Source organism: Embleya sp. NPDC055664, assembly GCF_053618075.1.
Genome location: NZ_JBSHGZ010000007.1, coordinates 44,752 through 66,575, shown reverse-complemented (window position 1 = coordinate 66,575; position 21,824 = coordinate 44,752). Strand labels below are relative to the sequence as shown.

General features: G+C 71.4%; 17 protein-coding genes, 3 tRNA genes and 1 pseudogene. 7 read left to right on the top strand and 14 right to left on the bottom strand.

Annotated elements, in window-relative coordinates:
- Window positions 1-108: 108 nt before the first annotated feature.
- Together ACWGR4_RS14615 and ACWGR4_RS14610 are read right to left on the bottom strand one after the other, a co-directional pair.
- A complete protein-coding gene (locus ACWGR4_RS14615; RefSeq protein ID WP_078976390.1) occupies window positions 109-582 on the bottom strand; it encodes an ATP-binding protein in 474 nt (157 codons plus the stop codon).
- A 201-nt stretch (window positions 583-783) separates the two neighbouring features.
- The gene (locus ACWGR4_RS14610) at window positions 784-1,623 is read right to left on the bottom strand and encodes a glycerophosphodiester phosphodiesterase (protein WP_380003224.1); all 840 of its coding nucleotides are present in this window, start codon (window positions 1,621-1,623) and stop codon (window positions 784-786) included.
- A gap of 293 nt (window positions 1,624-1,916) precedes the next feature.
- Between ACWGR4_RS14610 and ACWGR4_RS14605 the strand changes: the two genes are divergently transcribed.
- Together ACWGR4_RS14605 and ACWGR4_RS14600 are read left to right on the top strand one after the other, a co-directional pair.
- Window positions 1,917-3,440, top strand: a complete 1,524-nt coding sequence (locus tag ACWGR4_RS14605; RefSeq protein WP_452132254.1) for a S1C family serine protease — start codon at window positions 1,917-1,919, stop codon at window positions 3,438-3,440.
- A 101-nt stretch (window positions 3,441-3,541) separates the two neighbouring features.
- A tRNA-Ser gene (locus tag ACWGR4_RS14600) sits at window positions 3,542-3,630 on the top strand.
- A gap of 51 nt (window positions 3,631-3,681) precedes the next feature.
- Here ACWGR4_RS14600 and ACWGR4_RS14595 read toward each other — a convergent pair.
- Both ACWGR4_RS14595 and ACWGR4_RS14590 read right to left on the bottom strand, forming a co-directional pair.
- On the bottom strand, window positions 3,682-3,918 hold the full coding sequence (locus tag ACWGR4_RS14595; RefSeq protein WP_452132253.1) for a hypothetical protein: 237 nt from the start codon (window positions 3,916-3,918) through the stop codon (window positions 3,682-3,684).
- A gap of 441 nt (window positions 3,919-4,359) precedes the next feature.
- Window positions 4,360-4,500, bottom strand: a complete 141-nt coding sequence (locus ACWGR4_RS14590; protein ID WP_452132252.1) for a hypothetical protein — start codon at window positions 4,498-4,500, stop codon at window positions 4,360-4,362.
- A 576-nt stretch (window positions 4,501-5,076) separates the two neighbouring features.
- Between ACWGR4_RS14590 and ACWGR4_RS14585 the strand changes: the two are divergent.
- A pseudogene (locus ACWGR4_RS14585) lies at window positions 5,077-5,523 on the top strand (ice-binding family protein); the annotation flags it as partial.
- Window positions 5,524-5,596: 73 nt separating this feature from the next.
- Here ACWGR4_RS14585 and ACWGR4_RS14580 read toward each other — a convergent pair.
- The 4 genes from ACWGR4_RS14580 to ACWGR4_RS14565 form a co-directional block, all read right to left on the bottom strand.
- Window positions 5,597-6,133: a hypothetical protein gene (locus tag ACWGR4_RS14580; protein ID WP_452132265.1), complete on the bottom strand. Its 537-nt coding sequence runs from the start codon at window positions 6,131-6,133 to the stop codon at window positions 5,597-5,599.
- Between the two features lie 601 nt (window positions 6,134-6,734).
- Window positions 6,735-6,947, bottom strand: a complete 213-nt coding sequence (locus tag ACWGR4_RS14575; protein ID WP_452132251.1) for a hypothetical protein — start codon at window positions 6,945-6,947, stop codon at window positions 6,735-6,737.
- A gap of 224 nt (window positions 6,948-7,171) precedes the next feature.
- Window positions 7,172-7,840, bottom strand: coding sequence for a hypothetical protein (locus ACWGR4_RS14570; RefSeq protein ID WP_452132250.1), 669 nt, complete (start codon window positions 7,838-7,840; stop codon window positions 7,172-7,174).
- A gap of 207 nt (window positions 7,841-8,047) precedes the next feature.
- Window positions 8,048-10,024, bottom strand: a complete 1,977-nt coding sequence (locus ACWGR4_RS14565) for a protein kinase domain-containing protein (RefSeq protein ID WP_452132249.1) — start codon at window positions 10,022-10,024, stop codon at window positions 8,048-8,050.
- Window positions 10,025-11,341: 1,317 nt separating this feature from the next.
- On the opposite strand from ACWGR4_RS14565, the gene ACWGR4_RS14560 reads away from it, so the two are divergent.
- Window positions 11,342-12,028 (top strand): LysM peptidoglycan-binding domain-containing protein, encoded by a 687-nt coding sequence (locus ACWGR4_RS14560; RefSeq protein ID WP_452132248.1) that lies wholly within the window; start codon window positions 11,342-11,344, stop codon window positions 12,026-12,028.
- Between the two features lie 320 nt (window positions 12,029-12,348).
- Here ACWGR4_RS14560 and ACWGR4_RS14555 read toward each other — a convergent pair whose 3' ends face one another.
- Window positions 12,349-12,525 carry a hypothetical protein gene (locus ACWGR4_RS14555; RefSeq protein WP_380003217.1) on the bottom strand — a complete coding sequence of 59 codons (177 nt, stop codon included), beginning with the start codon at window positions 12,523-12,525 and terminating at the stop codon, window positions 12,349-12,351.
- A gap of 137 nt (window positions 12,526-12,662) precedes the next feature.
- Here ACWGR4_RS14555 and ACWGR4_RS14550 point away from each other — a divergent pair, with 137 nt between their 5' ends.
- Together ACWGR4_RS14550 and ACWGR4_RS14545 are read left to right on the top strand one after the other, a co-directional pair.
- Window positions 12,663-14,096, top strand: coding sequence for a VWA domain-containing protein (locus ACWGR4_RS14550; RefSeq protein ID WP_452132266.1), 1,434 nt, complete (start codon window positions 12,663-12,665; stop codon window positions 14,094-14,096).
- Between the two features lie 176 nt (window positions 14,097-14,272).
- On the top strand, window positions 14,273-15,172 hold the full coding sequence (locus ACWGR4_RS14545) for an MmgE/PrpD family protein (protein WP_452132267.1): 900 nt from the start codon (window positions 14,273-14,275) through the stop codon (window positions 15,170-15,172).
- Window positions 15,173-15,202: 30 nt separating this feature from the next.
- Here the strand turns inward: ACWGR4_RS14545 and ACWGR4_RS14540 are convergent, their stop codons facing one another.
- The 4 genes from ACWGR4_RS14540 to ACWGR4_RS14525 form a co-directional block, all read right to left on the bottom strand.
- Entirely contained in the window at window positions 15,203-15,790 is a 588-nt protein-coding gene (locus ACWGR4_RS14540) for a hypothetical protein (protein WP_452132268.1), read from the bottom strand.
- 185 nt (window positions 15,791-15,975) lie between these two features.
- Window positions 15,976-16,611, bottom strand: a complete 636-nt coding sequence (locus tag ACWGR4_RS14535) for a hypothetical protein (RefSeq protein ID WP_452134205.1) — start codon at window positions 16,609-16,611, stop codon at window positions 15,976-15,978.
- A 334-nt stretch (window positions 16,612-16,945) separates the two neighbouring features.
- Window positions 16,946-17,018, bottom strand: a tRNA-Arg gene (locus ACWGR4_RS14530).
- A gap of 481 nt (window positions 17,019-17,499) precedes the next feature.
- A tRNA-Ser gene (locus ACWGR4_RS14525) sits at window positions 17,500-17,588 on the bottom strand.
- Window positions 17,589-17,732: 144 nt separating this feature from the next.
- Here ACWGR4_RS14525 and ACWGR4_RS14520 point away from each other — a divergent pair.
- A complete protein-coding gene (locus ACWGR4_RS14520) occupies window positions 17,733-21,071 on the top strand; it encodes a PAS domain-containing protein (RefSeq protein ID WP_452132270.1) in 3,339 nt (1,112 codons plus the stop codon).
- A 202-nt stretch (window positions 21,072-21,273) separates the two neighbouring features.
- Here ACWGR4_RS14520 and ACWGR4_RS14515 read toward each other — a convergent pair whose 3' ends face one another.
- Window positions 21,274-21,591, bottom strand: a complete 318-nt coding sequence (locus ACWGR4_RS14515) for a hypothetical protein (protein WP_452132271.1) — start codon at window positions 21,589-21,591, stop codon at window positions 21,274-21,276.
- Window positions 21,592-21,824 lie beyond the last annotated feature (233 nt).

Below are 21,824 nucleotides of genomic sequence, written 5' to 3'. Positions count from 1 at the left end.
CCGGATCCGAGGGTACTGAGTTCCGCGGGCATGGGGTGACGCTCGAACACGCGGCCGACGGGGGTGGGTGGTCGGGACGGTCGGGGGCGGGCGGGCCGGCCGGGCGAGTCAGTCGAGGGGGTCCACCGCGTCCAGGTCGAATTCGTCCCACAGGCGGTCGGCGGCGCTCGACTCGATCGGGACCAGCGCCCACACGGTGACCTCGTCGGGGGTGCCGCGCACTCCCCAGTCGGCGGCGAGGGTGCCGATGATCGACAATCCTCGGCCGCCGTGCGCGCTCAGGGACGGACTGGCCTGGCGCGGGCGGGTCGAGCTGCCGCCGTCGGTGACCTCGATGGCGAGGAGGCCGTCGGGGCGCACCCACCACGCGGCGCGGACGTTGCCGGAGGGCAGCGCGCGAGCGTGCCGCAGCGCGTTGCTCAACAATTCGGAGAGGATCAGCACCGCGTCGTCCACGACGCCCCGGGCGATGCCGCGGTCGTCGAGGTCGGTGGCGAGACGGTGCCGAGCCGCGGACACCCCGACCGGAGCGTGCGGTACCAACACCGCCGCTGAATCGGGCACCCCACGGGCCACGACCATTGCCACCCCCGGCCTCCTTCGTGCACACGCCTGCCTCGCGCACATCTCTCGCGCGTCGGGCTTGAGATGCCCGATGCCGGCGGACGGGAAACGGCGGCGCGCCACGCGCTCCGACTCGCCCAGGGGCGTATAGGGGTATGCGATCCCGCCAAGTCGGATATAACGCCGCGAAAGGCTACCAGCGTACGCCCCCCAATGGGGCTAACCGGACACTTGGGCCAGGACCTGTCGTGGCCGATTCGTGATGATGGCATCCACGCCGAGTCGCAGGCACAGCTCGACGTCCTCGGGGGTGTCCACGGTCCACACGTGCACCCGGTGCCCGGCCCGGTGCAAGCGGGCGACGTAGCGCGGATGGGCCCGGACGATGTCGATGCTGGGGCCGGCGATCCGCACCTCGCGGGGCAGCGTGCCGTCGCGGTAGAGCAGCGGGACGTGCTCCATCAGGAACACGGTGGGCAGCGAGGGCGCCATCAGCCGCATCCGGCGCAGGGACAGCTGGGAGAAGCTCATCACCCGGATCAGCGACGGGTCCTCGTCGGCCGGCTCGGCCAGGCCGAAGCGCTCCAGCAGGTCGACCAGGCGGCGCTCGACCAGGCCCGCGTACCGGGTGGGGTGTTTGGTCTCGATCGCCAGGCGCACCGTGCGCGGTGCGTCGACCACGAGTTCGAGCAGGCGTTCCAGGGTGAGTACGGAGGTGCGGTCCCAGTCGGGTGCCTCCGGCTCGTCCGGGTGCTCGCGGTCGACGCCGGATTCCCGGCCGGATTCCTTCCAGGAGCCGAAGTCGAGCGCGGACAACTCCGCGAGCTCCAGCGTCGAGACGATGCCGCGGCCGTTGGAGGTGCGGTCGACCTTGCGGTCGTGGACGCAGACCAGGTGGCCGTCGGCGGTCAGTCGGATGTCGCATTCGAGTGCGTCGGCGCCGTCCTCGATGGCCTGGAGATAGGCCGCGAGCGTGTGCTCGGGGACGGTGTCGGAGGCGCCTCGGTGGGCGACGACCTGCACGTTGGCGCGCAGTGGGCGCGCTCCGGTGGTGGACACGCCACAATCGTGCCATCCCGAGGTGAGCGTGGGGTGACGCCGGGATGTCGGGCGGTGGCGCGGGTCGCGGATCGGCTCCCCCGGGCCCGGGATCGCTCTCCGCCACGCCGCGGGCGGTGGAATTTCCGCCGGTTTCCGCGCCGTTTCCGTTCCGGTACGGGCGGTCCGACCTGCGTGGATAACCCCGGGATAAGGGGCGTGGGCGGCCCGGGCCGTCGGCGCTTACGGTGTTCAGACAGCGTGTCGGGAAGTCTGTGACCAACAACTATTCCGAAGTGTGTGGGAGGAAGACCGTGAGTGACGATCGCGACGTGACCGGCGAAGTCGGTTCACCGGTGCCGGGGGAGGCCCACGGATCGTCTCCCGCCACACCGCAGCCGGCTCACCCGGAGGGGCGGTCCGACGTGTCGGCGGAGCCGGAGTTCCGGGCCGAGGCGCCGGCCAAGCCGGTGCAGGCGCCCACCGTGGGGCAGCCGCAGGGTGAGGCGGTGCCGCCGACGCCGGTCGGGCCGCCGACCGCGCAACTGCCGCCGACGGGTGAGCCGGGCGCCGAGGTGCCGGCGGCGTTCGCGGCCGGGTCGGGTGCGGGAGGCGCGGGTGCTCCGCCGTTCGGGACGGGCGGTGCCTATCCCGGCTACCCGGGCTACCCGGGCTTCGGCGCGCCGCCCAAGCCGAAGCGCCGCCCCTCGGGGATCCTGGTCGCGGCCGTGGTGGCCGCGCTGCTCGCCGGCGGGGTCGGCGGCGGCGTGGGCGCGTGGATCGTGGACCGCGACGACAAGCCGTCCTCGGCCGGCGTCAGCCCGTCCTCGTCGCCGGTGGACCCGGCTTCGCTGAACCGCTCGCCCACGAGCGTGGCGGGCATCGCCAAGCAGGCGGTCCCCAGCACGGTGACGATCAAGACCAAGGGCAAGGTGTCCGGGCAGGGCACCGAGACCGGCACCGGGGCCGGCTTCGTCTACGACAAGCAGGGCCACATCCTCACCAACAACCACGTGGTGTCGCTGGCCGCCGCCGGTGGCGAGCTGTCGGTGACCTTCTCCGACGGCACCACCAAGCCGGCCAGGATCGTCGGCCGGGCCGAGGGTTACGACCTCGCCGTGATCAAGGTCGACGACATGCCGGCGAGCGTGCAGCCGCTGCCGCTCGGCGACAACGACAAGGTCGCGGTCGGCGACCCGGTGATCGCGATCGGCGCGCCGTTCACCCTGTCCAACACGGTGACCACGGGCATCGTGAGCGCCAAGGACCGCCCGGTGGCCTCCGGGGACCAGCAGAAGGTCTCCTACATGAACGCGATCCAGACCGACGCGGCGATCAACCCCGGCAACTCCGGCGGCCCGCTGCTGAACGCGGCCGGCGAGGTGATCGGGATCAACTCGGCGATCCGCTCCACCGGTGGCGGCGGCCAGTCCCCGTTCGGCCAGCAGCAGGAGTCCGGCAGCATCGGCCTCGGCTTCGCCATCCCGATCAACCAGGCCCGGTGGGTCGCCGACACCCTGATCCAGGGCAACAAGCCGGTCTACGCGCAGATGGGCATCCTGCCCGACTCGCGCTACACCGGCACCGGCGCGCAGATCGTCGCCCAGAGCCCCAACGGCCAGGACCCGGTCACCGCCAACGGCCCCGCCGCCAAGGCGGGCCTGAAGGCCGGCGACGTGATCACCAGGCTCAACAACCGCGCGATCGGCTCCTACGAGGACCTGTTCAGCGAGATCTGGAGCCACCGCCCGGGCGACAAGGTCAAGGTCACCTACCAGCGCGACGGCAAGGAGGCCACCACCGAGGTCACCCTGGGCCAACGCGTAGGCGACAACTGACCCGCCGCCTCTGCGAACGTGTCGGCCCGGAATCCCCAGTGATCCCACGCATCGCTCATGAGAGACTGATGCCGCCCGCACCCGACCGGGGTCGCGGCACTGGAGGACTCGCCTAGTGGCCGATGGCGGCAGTCTTGAAAACTGCTAACAGGGGTGACCCTGTTCGTGGGTTCGAATCCCACGTCCTCCGCAGAACCGCGGTAATGCGGAGATGAGAGACCGCCGGCGCGCGTCTCGGGACCTACGGTGTGCCCGAGGTGTGCCCGGCGGTTTTCTCGTTGGCGCGCGAGATGAACTGCTCGGCCGTCTCGACCTGGACTTCCTTCATGTTGCCGCCGCTGCCCAGGTGGATCGCCGCGGCGTCGTGCCGGAGGTCGTGGAAGCGGATGGGCGCGAGGCCGGCGGACTCGACTTGGACGCGGAACTCGTCGGTGAGGTCGGCAGGGTGATACGACTCACCGTTCTCCCGGGTGAACACGAGGCCGTTGTCGACCCAGGCCGCGCCCCAGGCAGGTCGGCCAACTGCTCGCGGTTGCCCGTCGCGCGGGCCTCGATGACCGTCTCGTTGCGCTCCTCGATCCAGTCGAAGAGGTCGGCAACGTGCGTCGTACGCAGCCGATCGAGGCGTCGGTGCCCGAGGAACGGCTCGAGGTTGCGTCAGGGGGCAGGGCTGATCGGTGAGCAGGGTCGCCACCAGGAGCTTGGTGACGCTGTTCTTCGCCGCGGACACCTGTACCGCGCCACGCAGTGGTTCCCGCCGGTGATGCGGTACGGGTGCTGGTCGGCGGCCATGGTCTGGGCGGCCGTGGCCGCGTCGTTCGCCCCCACGGGCGCACCTCCACAGCGATCATGTGGCTACGCTCGGTGAAAGCGCGGGCCTGATTCAACCAGAAGCCTCGACCCGCTCAGGGTGTGATGTTCAGGTGTACCGGGGGTTGGTACGCAGTTGCGACAGGCCACCCGCGAGCGTCGCCTGGAGGATCGCGGCCCGGGCGCCGGATTCGATGCGGTGGGTGCGGCTTCGGGCTCCGTCGAAGCAGCCTGCACTGCGGCGGATCATCACGCGCCCGTGTGTCGATCGGAGTGGCGACACGCCGAGGGATCACGAATCGACGTGCATCCAGGGGTGCCCATCGCGGACGGGCCGGGGCGTTCGGAGAGTCTCACGAAATCACCCATTTGACTCCCGTTAAGTGTGATCAACGGATGATCTCATTGTGGATATTGGGTGACGGATTGCAATGATCCGCGTCCTTTGTCCCATGGGTGAGCACGTTCACACATACCTCCGAGCTGACGTGCCGCTCACCTCTCGTCCCTCCGAAGCCTGCGGCAGTCCCTGTCCCCAGACGTCTTCCCGCCGGTGTTCGAGGCGACGCCGAGTACGCGAAAGGCCCAGTTCATGGCAATCGATGGCGCCCGTTCCACGGGCTTCCGAGAACCGAGACATTCCCGAGCCGCGGCGGTGACGGCGATCATTCTCGGGCTGGTGCTACTGGCTTCGGCCGCTCTCGTGTCGATAGCGCCCGGCGCACGCGCGGCGACCGCCACGGTGAACCTGGGCACCGCGGACAGCTACGCGGTGCTGGGCGGGCAGACCGTCACCAACACCGGCCCCAGCGTCATCAGCGGAAACCTGGGCGTCAGCCCCGGCACTGCGGTCACCGGCTTCCCGCCCGGACTCGTCACCAACGGCACCATCACCACGGGCGCCGCGGCGGCCGGACCACAGGCGGACCTGACCATCGCCTACGACGACGCCGCCGGGCGAGCCCCCACCGCCAGCGTCGCGGGAGACCTCGTCGGCCAGACCCTGGTCTCCGGTGTCTACAACTCCACCGGACCCCTCGGCCTCACCGGCACCGTCACCCTCGACGCACAGGGCGACCCCAACGCGGTGTTCATCTTCCAGATCGCGTCCACCCTGATCACCGGGTCCGCCAGCACCGTCGCGCTCATCAACGGCGCCCAGGCGTGCAACGTCTTCTGGCAGGTCGGCAGTTCGGCCACGCTCGGGACCAACACCACCTTCAAGGGCACGATCATGGCGCTGACCTCCATCTCGGTCACCACCGGATCGACCATCGAAGGCCGAGCCCTCGCCCGCAACGGCTCGACGACCCTGGACACCAACGTCATCACCAAGCCGTCCTGCATTATCGGCCCGAGCGGCCCGCCCGGACCCAGCGGACCTCCCGGACCCAGTGGCCCTCCCGGACCCAGCGGCCCACCCGGACCATCCGGGTCACCCGGCGCGCCCGGTTCCCCGGGGGCACCCGGTTCTCCTGGTGCGCCCGGTTCTCCCGGTGCGCCTGGTTCCCCCGGTGCGCCTGGTTCCCCCGGTGCACCCGGATCTCCCGGTGCACCCGGTTCCCCCGGTGCACCCGGATCTCCCGGCGCACCCGGTTCCCCCGGTGCACCCGGATCTCCCGGCGCACCCGGATCTCCCGGTGCACCCGGATCTCCCGGTGCACCCGGATCTCCCGGTGCGCCTGGTTCCCCCGGTGCACCCGGATCTCCCGGCGCACCCGGCTCCCCAGGCCCGGCAGGTCCGGCAGGTCCCGCAGGTCCCGCAGGTCCGGCAGGCCCGCCGGGCCCGGCTGGCCCGGCTGGTCCCGGCACTTCCGGCCCGTCCGCGTCGGGTCGTCCGACCGGCTCCCACCGACCCACGCACGGAGCCGGATCCGATGCACCCGGTCACGGCTCCCAGCGGCCCACCCACGCGGCGGAATCCCAGGCACCCGGTAACGGTGGCCCCGGACACCACCGCGGTGACGCCGCGAACGCGCAGGCCCCGCAGGGCTCGCCCGCACCCGGAAGCCACGCACAGTTGGCGGCCACCGGTTCGAACAACTTCGTCGGCCCGATGGCCGGCATCGGTGCCGCGATGCTGGTCCTGGGCGCCCTCGTCCTGGTCCACCAGCGCAAGCGGCGCGCCGAACACACCGAATCGGGAGGCCTCGACGCATAGAAGAGTGATCCGGCGGTGAGGCCCACACCGCCGACCATCCGCCCCCGCCCGCGTCGTGCAACGACCGCGGACGGGGGCGGATCACGTCCTCGAACCGGCTGTCCACGACTGGACGAACGCGCCGAAGCCGACTGCGCTCGCCACGCCCGGCGAGCCGAGCGCCACGGCGCTCCGGACCCCTTGATCGATTCACGACTTATTGGGAACTTAGTGGTCATTGATCGAGTACGCTGCGTAACAGGCGTCCCGGCTGCGGAAGATGAAGCCGGGACGCCCCCAAACTCGTGGGAGGACCACAGTCGTGCAACGACGTCCACTCTCGATCAGCAGCCCCGGGTCACGCGGTCCGTCGACGCGTTCCACCGTGACTGCCGAGGCGTAAGCCGTGGCCCCGGTGTGCCCGAGGTGTGCCCGGCGGTTTTCTCGTTGGTACGCGGGACGAACTGCTCGGCGGCCTCGGCCGACGCGGCTGCGACCTCCTCGAAGAGGCTCGCGTGGACGTCTGCGGTGAAGGCGTACATGGAATGGCCGAGCATGACCTGGGCGCCTGCTTCAGACGTTGGCGCCCGAGGGAACGCTCGACAGAGGCATACGGAACGTCCTCGCGCTTCACATCATCTTCTCCTGGAACCGCATCGGCTTGCCGTCCTCGACGCAAAGCCTCCTCGCCCGCGCCGCCGGGGAAGGGGTCGTGCGTTGGTAGTGGCAAGGGGGTTCCTGTCCTGGGGATCAAGAGCGGAAGCCCGCTTGCGCCCGGCGTTTACGCGGCGGTCGCCGTACCGAAATAGGGGGCGAAGTGGTCGGCCACCTCTGCCGCCACCGCCGTTGCGTCGAGCGTGCCGTCGATTTCGATGACGCGGATGCCGAGGCGGCGCGCGTTCTGTACCACGTCCTCGGCGATCAGCCGGTCGCGAGCTACGCGGTTGGCTTGGGCGCGAGCCTGGTTGGTGACACGGACGTCGAGGGTTCCCGCGCGCGGAAGGGTGCGGAGTTGGTGGCGGCGGAAGTCTTCGGTGGGGACGAGGACGACCATTCGTCGGAGTGAGTCGAGCAGCGGCGCGACGAGTTCCGGTCGCAGTCCCCATCCCTCGGCGATCGCCGGTCGGCCGGTGAACAGGGCGCGTAGGTCGTCCAACGCCCACTCGAAGCGGACCGGGAAGCCGGCCAGCGTTTCGGAGGCCATCTTCTCCGGGCTCTGTTCCACCCAGACGTGGTCGGGGGTGGGATTTCCCACGGGCTCGCCCAGGGCGACTCGGCGCGCGATCCGGCGATCCTGGTGGCTGCGGGCGTCGTGGTAGTCGTAGTGATACACCGTCAGGCCGTGCCCCTTGGCGATGGCTTGTGCCACCGTGGTCTTGCCGGACCACTGTGCGCCGCCGATCCACAGCGTGCGTTGCAGGCTGCCATGCGGATCCCGGATTTCTGACATGAGCGTCCTCCCGTCGGAAAGCGGAGCAGAGCTCCGCCCGGTGACGAGTGTCCGGGTTTGATGGCAAAAATTGCAGCCTTGTTTTCACTGGACGGTTGGCAGAGAGTGGAAGGGAGGGGAAGATCTTTGCCCGCCCCGCACTTGGTCGTGGCCGCTGTTCAGCGTTTCGCGTGCGCGTCCCGGAGCACGACGCCTTGAAGACACGCCTCAGGGGACTCGCCACTGTTGAGAAGGGCTGCCGGGGGTGCAGGTGACTACCGACAGCGGCTTGCCGTTGCCGTTGTTGGTGAGGCAGGTCCGGCCGCCGAAGTCCTTGATGTAGACCGCGCCCGATGTCGGGGCTGGGACCAGGCGCCAGTTGGTGGAGTAGCCGAAGCCGACGGCGAGTTCGGCGCGGTCGACGTTCCCGTACGGCTGGCCGAGGGCCGGGCCGCTCAGGCTGCAGGGGTTGAAGGAGTCCCAGGTCGAGGTCGAGTGCACCCAGCCGTATCGGGTGTGGCCGCCCATGATCACCTCCTTGCCGGCGGTGGGGCCGTCGGCGGCGAGGCCGATCTGCAGGCCGTCGGCGACGCTGGTGATGGCGCCCCAGTTGGCGCCGCCGCAGCCCTGGGGGGCGGATTGGGCCGGGGGCGCGGCGGGGGTGGTGGGCTTGGGCTTGGTGCCGGTGCCCGTACTGCTGCCTCCGCCGCCGCTTCCGGCTCCGCCTCCCGGGGAGCCGCCCGCGCCGTTGGAGGTGGACGTGTTGGGGGCGCCGCCGGTTTCGGGGAGGGGCGCGCTGTTCGGCGGTTGGCTGCCGGTGGGGGTGCCGCCCGGGGCGCCGGGGGTGGGGTTCGAGGGTGTGGGGGAACCCGCGACGGGATCGGCGGACGTGCCTGTGGACGCGCGGACTTCGGCCGGGGAGGTTTTCGCGTCGGCCGCGTGCGGGGTTCGGTCGGCCTGGGCCTGGGAGGGTTTGAGGTACAGGACGGTGACGATGACGCCGGCGATCACGCCGAGTACCAGGAGTACGGCGGCCAAGCCATGCCGCTTCCAGGCTCGGGGGGCCGAGGACTCGGGCGGAGTCGGCGTCTCGGCGGGGGCAGGGGTGTGGTCGGCGGTACCGGGTGGCGTGGGCGGTACGGACTTCGACGGAGTGGGTCGCTCGTCGGCGGAGGCGGGTGCCGCAGCCGGATCCGGCCGCGCGGCGCCGGACTCCGGGGCCGGAACCGGTGGCTCCTCGGCGGGTGCAGGGGGCGTGCCCGATGGCTTCTCGATCGACACGGGCGGCGAAACCGGTTGTTTTCCGGCGGTTCCGGGTGTGTCGTCGGTGGTGAGTACGGCGGCCGGCACCGGGGTCGGCGCCGGGGTCGACGTGCTCGCTATCGCCTCGCGCGCCGCCGTCGCCATGTGGGCCGCGTCGGGGAATCGATCCCCCGGTTCCTTCGCCAGCGCCCTCGCCACGAAGGCGCGGACCGGCTCGGGGAATTCGGCCGGGAGTTCGGGAGCGGGCTCGCGGATGTGCCGGAGTACCACCTCGAATACCGCGTCGCCCGTGAACAGCGGCTCGCCGGTCAGCAGTTCGTAGCAGACCACGCCGATCGCGTACTGGTCGGACGCGGGCACCGCCCCGAGGCCCCGGGCCTGTTCGGGGGCGATGTAGCGGGCCGTGCCGAGCACCGAGTGCGACGCGGTGAGCCTGGTGCCCGCCGTCGTGGAGTGGGCGATGCCGAAGTCGGTGACCGTCACCCGGTCGTCGGCGCCGATCATCAGGTTCGACGGCTTGACGTCGCGGTGCACGATGTCGCGCCGATGGGCCGCGTGCAGCGCGTCCAGGGCCTGGGCGACGATGCCGAGCGCCCGGTCGGCGGGCATGGTCGTGGCGCCGGCGGCGGCCGACACCGCGTCCAGCGGCAGGCCGTCGACGAGTTCCATCACGATGTAGGCGACGCGCGGTTCCGATCCGCTCTCGCCGTAGTCGTGTACGTCGACGATGCCCGGGTGGTCGAGTGCCGCCAAGACCTTGGCCTCACGCCGGAACCGCTCGGCGAACCTGGCGTCCTCGAGCAGCGCGGGCAGCAGGATCTTGACCGCGACCGGCCGTTCCAGCACGCCGTCGTCGGCGCGCCACACCTCGCCCATGGCACCACCGCCCAGCCGCTCGGCCAGCGTGTAGCGGTCGCCCAGCACCGTGCCCCGACCCCACATGCCCCGTTCCCCCGTAGGCTCCAGAGTTTCCGCGCGTCGGCGACGCACGATTCGTCGGGGGCGCTCTGTCCGGGTCCGGAGCCCGGAAGTGCCCTCGGCAGGCGATCATTTCATCGCACGGTGACACCGGGGGTCGCATGGGACTCCCTCGATCGGCTTCGGGGATCATGCCTCCGGTTCCGTCGCCGAAGGCCCGCATCGCGATGGCCGCGGTCGCGGCGGGGGCCGTGGTCATGGCCGCCGTCCTGGTCGTCCCGCCACTGCTGGACGGTGACGGGGACGCAGACGGCGGCGAGGACTCCGGGTCGGCCGACGGCTCCGGCACCGACCCCACGGACGGCGCCCCGACCGCGGCGCCGGTGGTGACCCTTCCGCGCCGGGGCGCGCCGGATCCCCGTGGAGCACGGCGGAGCACGAGTGGCGCACCTCTATATATAGGGGCGCGCCCGGCGCGACTTTCGACGCGAGGGAATCCGCTTTCCCGACGGCCCGGATCGTGATAACAACGGCCCTTTCCCAGGGCGCCGGCTTCCGGAAGGATGTCTTCCGTGCCGGTGTCCTTCGAAAGGGGCTCAAATAGCCCCTCGTACGGGTGAAAGTGGCGCGGGTCACAACTTTCCATGTGGCCTGGATCGCATTCGGCATACTTTTCCGGCCGGTGGCGGAACGCTCTCGCAGCGTACATATGCCCAGGTTGGAAAGGGTGTCCAGGTCGACTGCCGGCCGGTTATACCCGCTGTGCCCACCGACTGCCACGGTCGGATTTGTGATGCCGCTCACTCCACACGTGTAAGTCGGACATAAAGGTGTTTAAGGCTCCGTCGAAATACCGGTTCCAGGCCGCTCGGGCGCGTGATCGTTCGATCGCAACCGGTGATAATTCGACACTGTGTCACGGAGTGAGCGCACAGCGTGTAGAGCTGGTGGTCAAAACGGGCAAAAGGTTCCCAGGTTTGCGGCGCGGTAAACGCGAATCCGGCCCGGAACGGGCTCCCGAGCACTGCTCTCGGCATTTCCGGTACCTATCCTGACCTGCGTAAATGCAAGAGCGGGTTGATAAGGGCCGGATCACCTGTTTATGGTCCTGGCGATGTGCAAATCGCACCTCCTGGGTTCCCGCCGGCACGGCATGGCGGAACTCGCGGTCTGGGAGGGCCGCGGGGTTGCGGCATCGGACATCACGTCTCCGGCGTGAACGTTCGGTTCCGGGCGGGGGTGATCCGCAAGGATCGCGCCGGTCCATCCGCCCCAGGGGAATTCCGAGAGGAATGTATGTCTCTCCGCAACGCTTTCGGTCGTACCAACACGCACCGCGGCATGGGCCGTACCCAGCGCCGCCTGCGCACCGCGACCATCGTCGGCGTCGTCGCCGCCACCCCGCTCGTCGGGCTCGCGACCGCGACCTCGGCCGGCGCTGCCACGACGTCCACGTGGGACAAGGTCGCCGAGTGCGAGAGCGGTGGCAACTGGTCCATCAACACCGGCAACGGCTACTACGGCGGCCTGCAGTTCACGCAGAGCACGTGGCGTGCCAACGGCGGTACGGGCAGCCCGCAGGGCGCCTCGAAGGCCGAGCAGATCCGGGTCGCCGAGAACGTGCTCAAGTCCCAGGGCCCGGGCGCCTGGCCGGTGTGCTCGAAGAAGGCCGGTCTGACCCGCGGCGGCGGCAGCCCGTCCGACTCGGGCAGCACCACCTCCTCGAAGGCGTCGACTCCGAAGAGCACGACTTCGAAGACCACGCCGAAGAAGGCCGTCGCGCCGCAGAGCGAGACGCCGAAGAAGTCCGCTCCGGTCACCAAGTCGGAGCCGACGACCGCCAAGGTCGAGACCACCACCACCGCGACCGAGGGCACCTACGTCGTCAAGACCGGTGACACCCTCAGCGCGATCGCCGCGGCGAACAACGTGAGCGGTGGCTGGCAGTCGCTGTACGCGAAGAACCAGGGCGTGGTCGGCACCAACCCCGACCTGATCCTCCCGGGCCAGAAGCTGGTCCTGCGCTAGAACCACCCGGGGCCGTGGGTCCAGAACGGTTCGGCGTACGCCGTGTGTCGGTCGCGACGCGGTGCACGGCGGTCGAGTGAAGAGCGCGAAGACGGTCGGGGGCGGCCGCATCTCCTGTGTGTACACCGGGAGATGCGGCCGCCTCCGGTCGTTGTGGGAAGACGGCCGCCCGCGGCCGTCGTAGAGGGACATGTTTCCGGTTCGGTCACCACGGCACCGGCAGCACTACGGCGTGCCGTGGAGGGGACGGAACGTCGCGAGGACCCCGGACCGGTCTCGAACAGGCCCCGGTGGTCCGACAGTCGGCCCGGGCGGCACCGTCAGGCGCGGCCCGGGCCGCGCTGCCTCGCGGCCGCCTCGGCGGCGCACAGCGACTCCAGGCGGCGGGCGATCGAGGCCGCGCGCTCGACCAGCAGCCGGGCACGCTCGTGCTCGGCGTCGCTCCACTCGCCGGGGTCCGCGCGATGGCCGCCCGGATGATGACCGTTGTTGCCCATAACCGCTTGGTTCCCACCCGATGGGGAAAATCATTCACGATGCGCCGGCCGATCACTCGTGATGCCGATCACGTCCACCTTCCGGGCGGTGCGGACACCTCTGCGGGAGGCCGCCCGTTCGGGCCACACTGGCGACCATGACGACTCTGATCGCCGGGGCGAACATCCCGGTTCCCGCGGGTCCGTTGACCCTGGTGATCCGCCGTGCGGCGGACGCGCCGAGTGTGGACGCCTCGGCGCTGCTGCTCGGATCGCACGGCAAGGTGCGTACGGACGCGGACTTCGTGTTCTACAACCAGCCCACCGGCGCGGACGGCGCGGTGCGCCACGTCGGTTCGAACGCCGAGGGCGAGAGTGTTCGGGTCGATCCCGGTGCGCTGCCCGCCGATGTGGAGCGGGTGGTGCTGGCCGCCTCCGTGCATGAGGGCACGTTCGCCGGCGTGGGTGGGTTGTCGCTGGTGGCGCTGGACGCTGCGGGCGCGGTCGCGGCGACCTTCGAGGTGCGGGCGGGCGGGGCCGAGACGGTGATGGTGCTCGGCGAGTTGTACCGGCGGCAGGGCGCGTGGAAGTTGCGCGCGATCGGGCAGGGGTACGACAGCGGGCTGGCCGGGCTCGCGAGCGACTACGGCGTGGACGTGGGCGAGGAGGACCAGGTCGCGGAGGCCGCCGGGGTGCCGGTCGGGGCCGGTGTGCCCGTCGGGACGTTGCCGGTGGTGCCGGTGGGCGGCCCGCCGCTGGGTGTCACGCCCGGGTGGGCGCCGCCGCCGTACAGCGACGAGCCGACCATGCGGTTGCCCGCACCCTCGGACGACCCGCAACTGGCCGGGCTGCCGCCGGAGGTGGGCGCGCGGATCTCGCTGCGCAAGGAGGCGGTGCGGATCTGCCTGGAGAAGAAGGGCCTGCACGGGGTGCGGGCCCGGGTGGCGATCGTGCTCGACCGCTCCGGCTCGATGCGCGCGCAGTACGCCGGGGGCGCGGTGGGGCGCCTGGTGGAGCGCATGGCACCGATCGCGGCTCGGCTCGACGACGACGGCGAGTTGGACGCGTGGATTTTTGCCGACGAGTACGCGCCGCTCGACCCGGTGCGGATCCCGGAACTGCCGCGCTGGATCGCGGACAACGTCTACATCGACGGCGGTGGCCGCCGCCCGCAGTCGCCGCCGCTGCCGGACGGGTCGCAACGTTCGCCGGACCTGCTGGCCGGGGTGTACGGCGGCAACAACGAGCCGGCGGTGATCGAGGACATCATCGCGCGCTACCGGCGTGAGCCGGGCGCGCCGGTGCTGGTGCTGTTCTTCTCGGACGGCGGGGTCAACCGGAGCAAGCAGATCCAGCGGTTGTTGACGGACGCCGCCGGGTTGCCGATCTTCTGGCAGTTCGTCGGCCTGGGGCGGTCCGACTACGGGATCCTGGAGCGGATCGACACGATGCCGGGGCGGCTGGTGGACAACGCCGGGTTCTTCCAGGTGGACGACATCGACCGGATCTCCGACGTCGAGTTGTACGAGCGCATCCTCTCCGAGTTCCCGCAGTGGCTGACGGCGGCGCGGACGGCGGGCGTGGTGCGCTGAGTCGGGGCTCGGGCGAGGTTCGCCTACGCCGTGTGCCGTGTGCCGCGCGTTCGTGGAGTGCCGTGTGCCCGACGTGATTGGGGGCTGACGCGACGTCACCGGGGCGGTCACAATGGGACATTGCGCCGTCCTTTCACACCACGTCGTCGGGCAGTCGAGGCACGCGGAGGGATTCCATGGCGGTATCGGGCGAATTCGCCGATTGGGCCACAGAATTGACGTTGCGTCATATACCGGTCACGGTACGGCGGGCGACGGGTCGGCGGATCCTGACGGCGATCGCGGGCGGGGTCGGCGCGGCCCGGGTGGGCGTCGTCGACCCGGCCGTGCACGTCGCGGTCGGCATCGGCGGCCCGCCCGAGGCGGAACTGATCGGCCATGCCGCCGGCCGGCTCGCCGCGCCCGCCGCCGCGCTCGCGAACGGGATGCTGATCGGCGCGGCGGGCCCCCAGCCCGATAACCCGGCCGGCGCGATGGCCGTGGTGCTGCCGGTGGCGCTCGCGGTGGGCCAAGAGGTCAAGGCGCGCGGCGACGAGGTGTTGGTGGCGGTGGTCGCCGGGCACGAGATGGCGTGCCGGCTGGCCGACCGGGACGGCTCGCCCTCGATCGGGATGCTCGGCGCCGCGCTGGCGGCGGCCCGGCTGATGACGCTCGACCGTCGCCGGATCCGGGACGCGGTGGGCATCGCGGGGGAGTTCGCGGGCGGCCCGGTCGGCCGGGGCGGCACCGTCGGGGTGGCCGAGGGAGTCGCGGCCGGCAACGCGGTGATCGCCGCCCGCCTGGCCGCCTCCGGCGCGAGCGGCCCGGTCGGCGGCATCGACGAGTTGTGCCGGGCCCGACGGCTGCACCCGGAGGCGGTACTCGACGGCCTGGGCGGTCTCGGCGGCAGCTGGGCCTGCGAGCGGCACCCGGCGGCCGAGGTGACGGACTACCAGTTCGATCTGGAAACCTGCGAACTCCTCGGCGGCCGGCGCCGCGACGCCAGGGCCCTGGTCGCCGAGATCCGCGCCCTGGCCTTCGCCCCGTCCCTCGACTCGATCCTGTCCCTGACGGTCAAGGTCGCAGCGGGCACGTGAGAGTCGGCCGGGCGGGTGTGGCCCGACGCGTTACCAGTGGCAGCCCCAGTCGATGCGGCGCAGGGTGCTGCCGATGTCGTGGCGGGTGACGCGGTGGGTGTTCTCCAGGCCGCGCAGGTGGAGGAGTCGACGGTCGTCCAGCAGGCGGGCGCGCTCGGGGGAGACGTCGCCGACGATGAACCACGACGTCGGCCCACGCTTCGGCGTGAACCACCCACACTCGTGATGCGCCCACCCGTCGGTGAGCGAGGCGACCACGGCGAGACCCCGCCCGGACTCCAGTCGCCGACGGGGCAAGTGGGTGAGCCCAACCTCGCGAAACACCACGGCCGGCGCGGGCCGCCCCTCGGCCGTGGCGCCCGTGACGTCCAGAACATACGACGTCGCCTCGCCCGCGAAGAGCGCTTCGCTCACCAACTCGGTGACCATCAACCCGACATCGCCCCGCCGCTCACCGTCGATCCCGATCCCGTCCCCCACCTCCCACACGAGACGCCGCGCAGCCCCCGCCGCCTCCGCAACGGCCGGCAGCGACCGCGACACGACGACGAGCACCGCCTGCGGCGCGGCGGGCGCCGATGTCGTGACGTGGCCGAACGACGTGAATGGCTTGCTCACGACGAGCCCCTTTCCGAGATGTTGTTCGCCGAGCCACGGCCCGGGCCCGAACGGGTCGGCACGACTCGGGCGAAAGCGACGTGATGCGGCACTCGACGCCCGGCAATGTCCGTGTGGGTAGCATCAGGCCGAAAATGCGGCGATCGGGGACGGATTGTCCCCGGTCGCTTTGTGTACCCGCTTCGCTACGCGACGATCAGGCCGATCCGGTTGGCCGGCCGAAGAGCGTCCTCACGCACGGTTGCCCCGCCGTGGTCGACCAAGCCGGAGACCAGCGTCCGGCCGATGGGAGAGTAGGTGAGCGTCTCGGAACTGGTGCGCCAGGACCGATCGAGCAGGCTTGCCGCCGCGAGTTGGTCGCCACGGTGATGGGCACCCCGAGCCGGCTCGATCCAGTGCCGGGCCCGCCGTTCGACGCTGGGGATCGAGAGCGGGTCCAGTCGGTCGGCCTTGCGCTGCGCCTCACCGGCTTGCCCGAGTTCCACGTCGATCATGACGTCGTAGAGGTCGACGATCGCGTGACCGAAGCCGTGCCACGGATGCGAGTATCCGTCCGGCAACTGCGGCACCACTGCGGCAGCCTTGTCGAAGTAGCGGCGCGCTTCGCCCTCTTGGCGCTCCCGTGCTGCGGTCAGTGCGGCACAGTCGTCCGATGCGTGGGCCGCCGCCATCGCTCGATCCGCGACGAGCCAGACCAGCCGCGGCTCGGCCTGCCATGCCAGGTACGCCTGCGCCAAGTGGTAGACCTCGGACAACAGCGCCTGTGCGGTCCGCCGTTCGTCTCCGTCGTAGGTCTCGGCCGCTCGCTCGGCCTCGTGCAAGAGCCCCGGAAGGGCCCGGCCGATCTCGGTCCGCTGCTGCGTCGATGTGTGCCAGGTCCGCCATGCGCTGTCGAGTTGGGCCCTTGCCCGGTCGAGCGTCGGCGGCTCCTCGGTGGCAGCGTCGAGTGGGTACGCCCCCGTGGGCGGTGCGGTGTGACGTAGGGCGGGGGGCGGTACCCTGCCTGTGATGTGAGTCATCGTCAGGTTACGCCTGCTGGTGACGGATACGGCCCCGTCGTCCGGTTCGTCACCGACGCGGGGCCGTTGTCTCGATGCTGTACCGACCATGAAAAAGGCCCTCTCCGGTTTCCCGGAGAGGGCCTTTGATCTGCTGTGCGCTCGGCAGGATTCGAACCTGCAACCTTCTGATCCGTAGTCAGATGCTCTATCCGTTGAGCTACGAGCGCTTGGTCGGCTTGACCGAGGTCAACAATACATGGTCCCCCGCTCGGGGTGAAATCCATTGTCCGGTGGTGGTGTGAACAGGGCATTTCGTGAGCAATGGGGTTCGGTTGGCGCGGGATCCGCAGCCGAACGGGTGAGGGTGGGCGAGGGGGTGCCGGCGAGTGGTGGGGGCTTGGGTCGTGCGGACGGGTGGCGCGGCGTGCGTGGGTGTGGCTTGGTTGTGTTCGCTGCCGGCTGAATTGGGCCTTTCGGGCATGTCGGCGGACGGGGGGTATGGCGGGTGTGATCCGTCGAGGGGAAGTCGCGGCGGTGTTCGCTGTGATGGCGGATGTGCGCGGGTCCGGGCGAGGGCTTCGGATATGAGCCTTATATCGGACATCGTGGCCCGAGTCGTGACCCGGGGTCGCCGCGCGATCACGGAAAGGTCACGACGGTGGGCGCGAAACAGCCCGCCTGGTGGGACCAGACGGGCTGTTCGTCGAGCGGAGGCTCCGGGATTTGAACCCGGGATGGGGATGAACCCAAACCGCATTAGCAGTGCGGCGCCATAGACCGGACTAGGCGAAGCCTCCATCGGTGTTTGCCGACGAGGAACAGATTACTAGGCTCGTCAACGTGACTGCAAAAACAATGGGATAGTCGGTCGTGACATGCCCCGGCGGCGACGGGCAAGATGGCCGTCGCGCAGTCCGAGGACCGGAGGAGGTACGCGCTTCGTGAGCAGCAGGCCATCCCGAGGCGCTGCTCGCCTCGCCGCCATACTCGACGCCCTGCCGGACGCCCTCCTGCTGGTGAATCGCAACGGCACCGTCGTCAACGCGAACGCCATGGCACTGGAGGTCCTGGAGGCGCCGGGCACTCCCGTGGTGGGTCGCGGTCTCCTCGACCTGCTCCCGTCGTTCGACCACCGGCGTATCCCGGGATCGGTACGGGCCACCAACGACACCCGCGACACCCGGACCAAGCCGACCCGGATGTCCGCGCACCGCACCGACGGCGGGGTCTTCCCGGTCGAGGTGACCAGTGCCAACCTGCCGGCGGGATACGACGACGAGTTGCTGATGATCGTCGTGCGCGACCTCACCGGCAAGGTCGACGTCGAGGCCGAACTCGCGCGCCAGCAACGGCAGACCGAAATGATCCTGCGCGCGGCCTGCGAGGGCATCATCGGCATCGACGCCGAGGGCGACATCGTGCTGGCCAACCCGGCCGCCGCCCGGATCCTCCGCCACCGGGCCAGCGACCTCGGCGGCCGGAACGTGCACGAACTGCTCATGCACGCCCGCGCCGACGGCTCCCCGCTGCCCGCCGAGGAGTGCCCGCCGCTGGTGACCTTGGGCAACGGCCGCCGGCAGCGGCTGCGCGACCAGGTGTTGTGGCGCGGCGACGAGGGCTTCGTGACGGTGGACATGATCACCGCGCCGATCCTGCTCGGCGGTGCCGTGGTCGGCGCCGTGATGACCTTCAGCGACACCGCGCGCGAGAAGTTGCTCGGCGAACGCCGGGCCCAGCTGGCCGAGTTGGTGGACACGGAGATACTGGGCCGACTCGAAGCGGTACGCGGTCGGCTGAAGAAGGTGGCCGACGGCGGCGCCGGCGAGGTCGGCCACGGCGCCCGTCGGATGGTGCGTCAGGTCGCGGGCGAGTTGGAAAGCCTGGAGGAACTCGCGAGCGAGGTGCTCGCCCACCAGGCGGCCGACGCCGACCCGACCCCCGCGGCGGACGACGCGGAAACCCCGGCCGAACCCGAGCGCATGCCGACCACGGTGGACGACCTGGTCGACCGCGCCATGGAGACGGTGACCTATCTCGCCCGCGGCGCGGGTGTGGAGTTCGCGGTCAACGCGTCCCCCGTCGGAGTCCGGGTGGACGTCGACGCGATGACCCGCGCCCTGGGTCACCTGCTCGCGGACGTGGTCGCGGCCGGCCCCGAGGGCTCCACCGTCGTGGTCGCGGCGGCCCAGCGCGGCAACCTCGCCCGAATCGAGGTACGCGGCCCCGAGAGCCGCAACAGCAGCGTCCGCGTGCCGCTCGCCCGCGCCGTGGTCGAGGCGCACGGCGGCACGATCGAATCGCACACCGTGGCCGGCCGGGGCAGCACGTACGTCGTCGAACTGCCCGCCGACGAGGAGGCCGCCGAACTGGTGGTCAGCTCCGGCGAACACCGCGCGGCCAAGGGCCGCCGCGCCCGCCAGTCGGGCCGCCCTGACCCGGGCACCGACAAGACCGGCAAGGCCGGCAAGAACGACAAGACGGATGAGGCCGGCAAGGCGGCCAAGGACGAGCAGGACGCGGACGGCGACGAGGCGGCGAAGCCGGGCAAGGCCGCCGCCGGCGCCCCGAAGCAGGCCGACGAACCCGACGACTCCGACGACTCCACGCCCGCCGCGGACGAGTCACCCGACTCCGACACGGACACCGCGCCCGCATCGACCCCGGCGAAGCAGACGGCGACCGCCGACCCCACCGCCGCCCCCAAGCGCCGCATCGGCGCGGCCGTCACCCCCCGCAAGCCCGCGACCCCCGACGCACCGGCCGCCGCCGACCGCGAGAGCGCCGACCACGACCCCGAGGACCGCCCCGCCCCCGGCGCCGGCGTCGAACTCGCCGTCCGCGGCCGCGGCGCCCAGCCCCCACGGGCCCGCCTGGAGCCGGCCGGCTCATCCACCCCGCCCGTACCCGCGCCCCCGCCGCCCGGCTCGGTCGCCCCCGCGCCGCAGGGCCCGTTCGCCCTGCCCGCCGGCACCGTCGCACCGGTGCCCCTGGTGCCCGCGAGCGCAGGCTCCGACGAGGGCCGGCACGAGCGGCCCGACGCCGACGCATACGACGAGGCCGAGGAGGCCGCGCGCAACAACAGCGGCGCGTTCGAGGCGGTCTACCCGCCCCGTTCCCGCCGCGGCCGCGCCGCCCGCGAGCTGCCCGAGGCCGCCGACAACCCCGCCGGGGCATCCGGTTCGCACCGCGGCGCCGCCCATCAGGACCCGGCCACCACCCCGGGCCGGCAACCCGCGACCCCGGCGACCCCCGCCGCCGGCGGCCGGCTCAACGGCGCGCACACCCCGCAGGGCGCCCAGACCCGCCGCCGCCTGTCCACGCCGCCCGCGCCGATCCCGGCGCAAAACCGCGCGGCCGACCCGACCGGGCGCACCACCAGCGTGCAGGACCGCCCCGGCCGCCCGGCCGCCGCCGACATGCCGACCGAGGTGTTGCCGCCGATCCCGGCCGCGCCGGACCAGCCGATCCCGTTCCAGGGCCGACGGCCCGGATTCCCGGCCGGCCCGCCTGGTGACGCCGAGGCGATGTCCGGCGCCGACCTGCCGACCATGGTCAGCCCGGCGCCGGACGGACAACCGCGTCGGCTGCTGGTCTGGCCCGAGCCGGACACCGCGACCGCGGGTGCGCTGACCGCGCGCGGCTGGAGTCCGCTCCTGGTGCGCTCGCGCGAGGAGGTCGACGCGAGCGTCCCCGTGCAGCCGGCCGCGCTGTTCGTGGACCCGCTCACCGGCCCGATCACCCGTACCGCGCTCCAGTCGCTGCGCACCGCCGCGACCGCCGCGCAGATCCCGGTCCTGGTCACCGCCGGCCTGATGCAGGCCACCCGCGACGCCGCGTTCGGCGCCGACCCGGCCGTACTGCTGCGCTCGCTCGCCCCCGCGGACAGCGCCGGACACGCCTCGCGGGTGCTGCTCGTCGAGGCCAACCCGGACATCGCGGCCGCGTTCACCGCGTCGCTGGAGCGGCGCGGGATGGACGTGGTGCACGCGGCCTCGGAGAGCGAGGCGGTGTCCAAGGCGTCCAGCGTCGAGCCCAACCTCGTCGTGCTCGACCTGATGCTGGTGCGCCGGCGCCGGATGGGCGTGGTCGACTGGCTGCGCAACAACGCGCGGCTGCACTCGACGCCGATCGTCGTCTACACCACGCTCGACCTCGTCGAACACGACCTGCACCGGCTCCAGACCGGCGAGACCGTGCTGTTCCTGGCCGAGCGCTCGACCCGCGACGACGTACAACAGCGCATCGTCGACCTGCTCGGCAAGATCGCCTCACCCAAGTAGGGGACGACCCCGAGCACCCCGGCCGAGCAAACCGAGTAAAGCGAGCAAACCGAACAAGCCGGCCGAACCGCCCCGCTCGATCACCCGCACCGCCGCCCCGGCATCCCGGTCCGGCGGCGCGGAATCGTGCACGTCCGCACCCGGATCGCCGGTACCCGCGGCCCGCACGGCACCCGCCTTATCCGCACCGACCCACAACGCCTCACCATGCCGCCGGCCCCCGTGCGTGCAGTCGGCGACTCATCTCACCGACGGTCAGCGCCAGTTCGGTGCCGAGGTCGACCGCCTGCGGGTGATCGTGGTGTTCGCGCATCCACCAACACATGACCTGCACGATAGGCCCGGCGGACTCCGGATGTCCGATGATCGCGGTGCGCGCGCACAACGGCCGGGCCGGGCCGTCCCGGCCGATGTGGAACCAGTAGCCGTTCCGGAAGCCGAGCACGGGGTGGCCCAACGCGTCCGGCAGCACGACGTCGTACGGCGGGTGCGGTTCGGGTCGGACCTCCAACGGGTACACGAGGTGCCCTCCAGGGGGACGTCGAGGGCTCGCCGGTCCCCCTCCGGAAGAGCGGAAAACGGGGAGTTACGGAATGCTCGCCGCGTTCCGTCGAAAACGATGTGCCATCCGGAGCAACCGGGACACCGTCGCATTCTTCCGTCCGGCTGGTCCGATCGGCCGATCGCCACGCCTGGTTCACCCGTACGGGCGCATGGCGGATCGCGACGGGCGCGTGGGTCGGCGCGTGATCC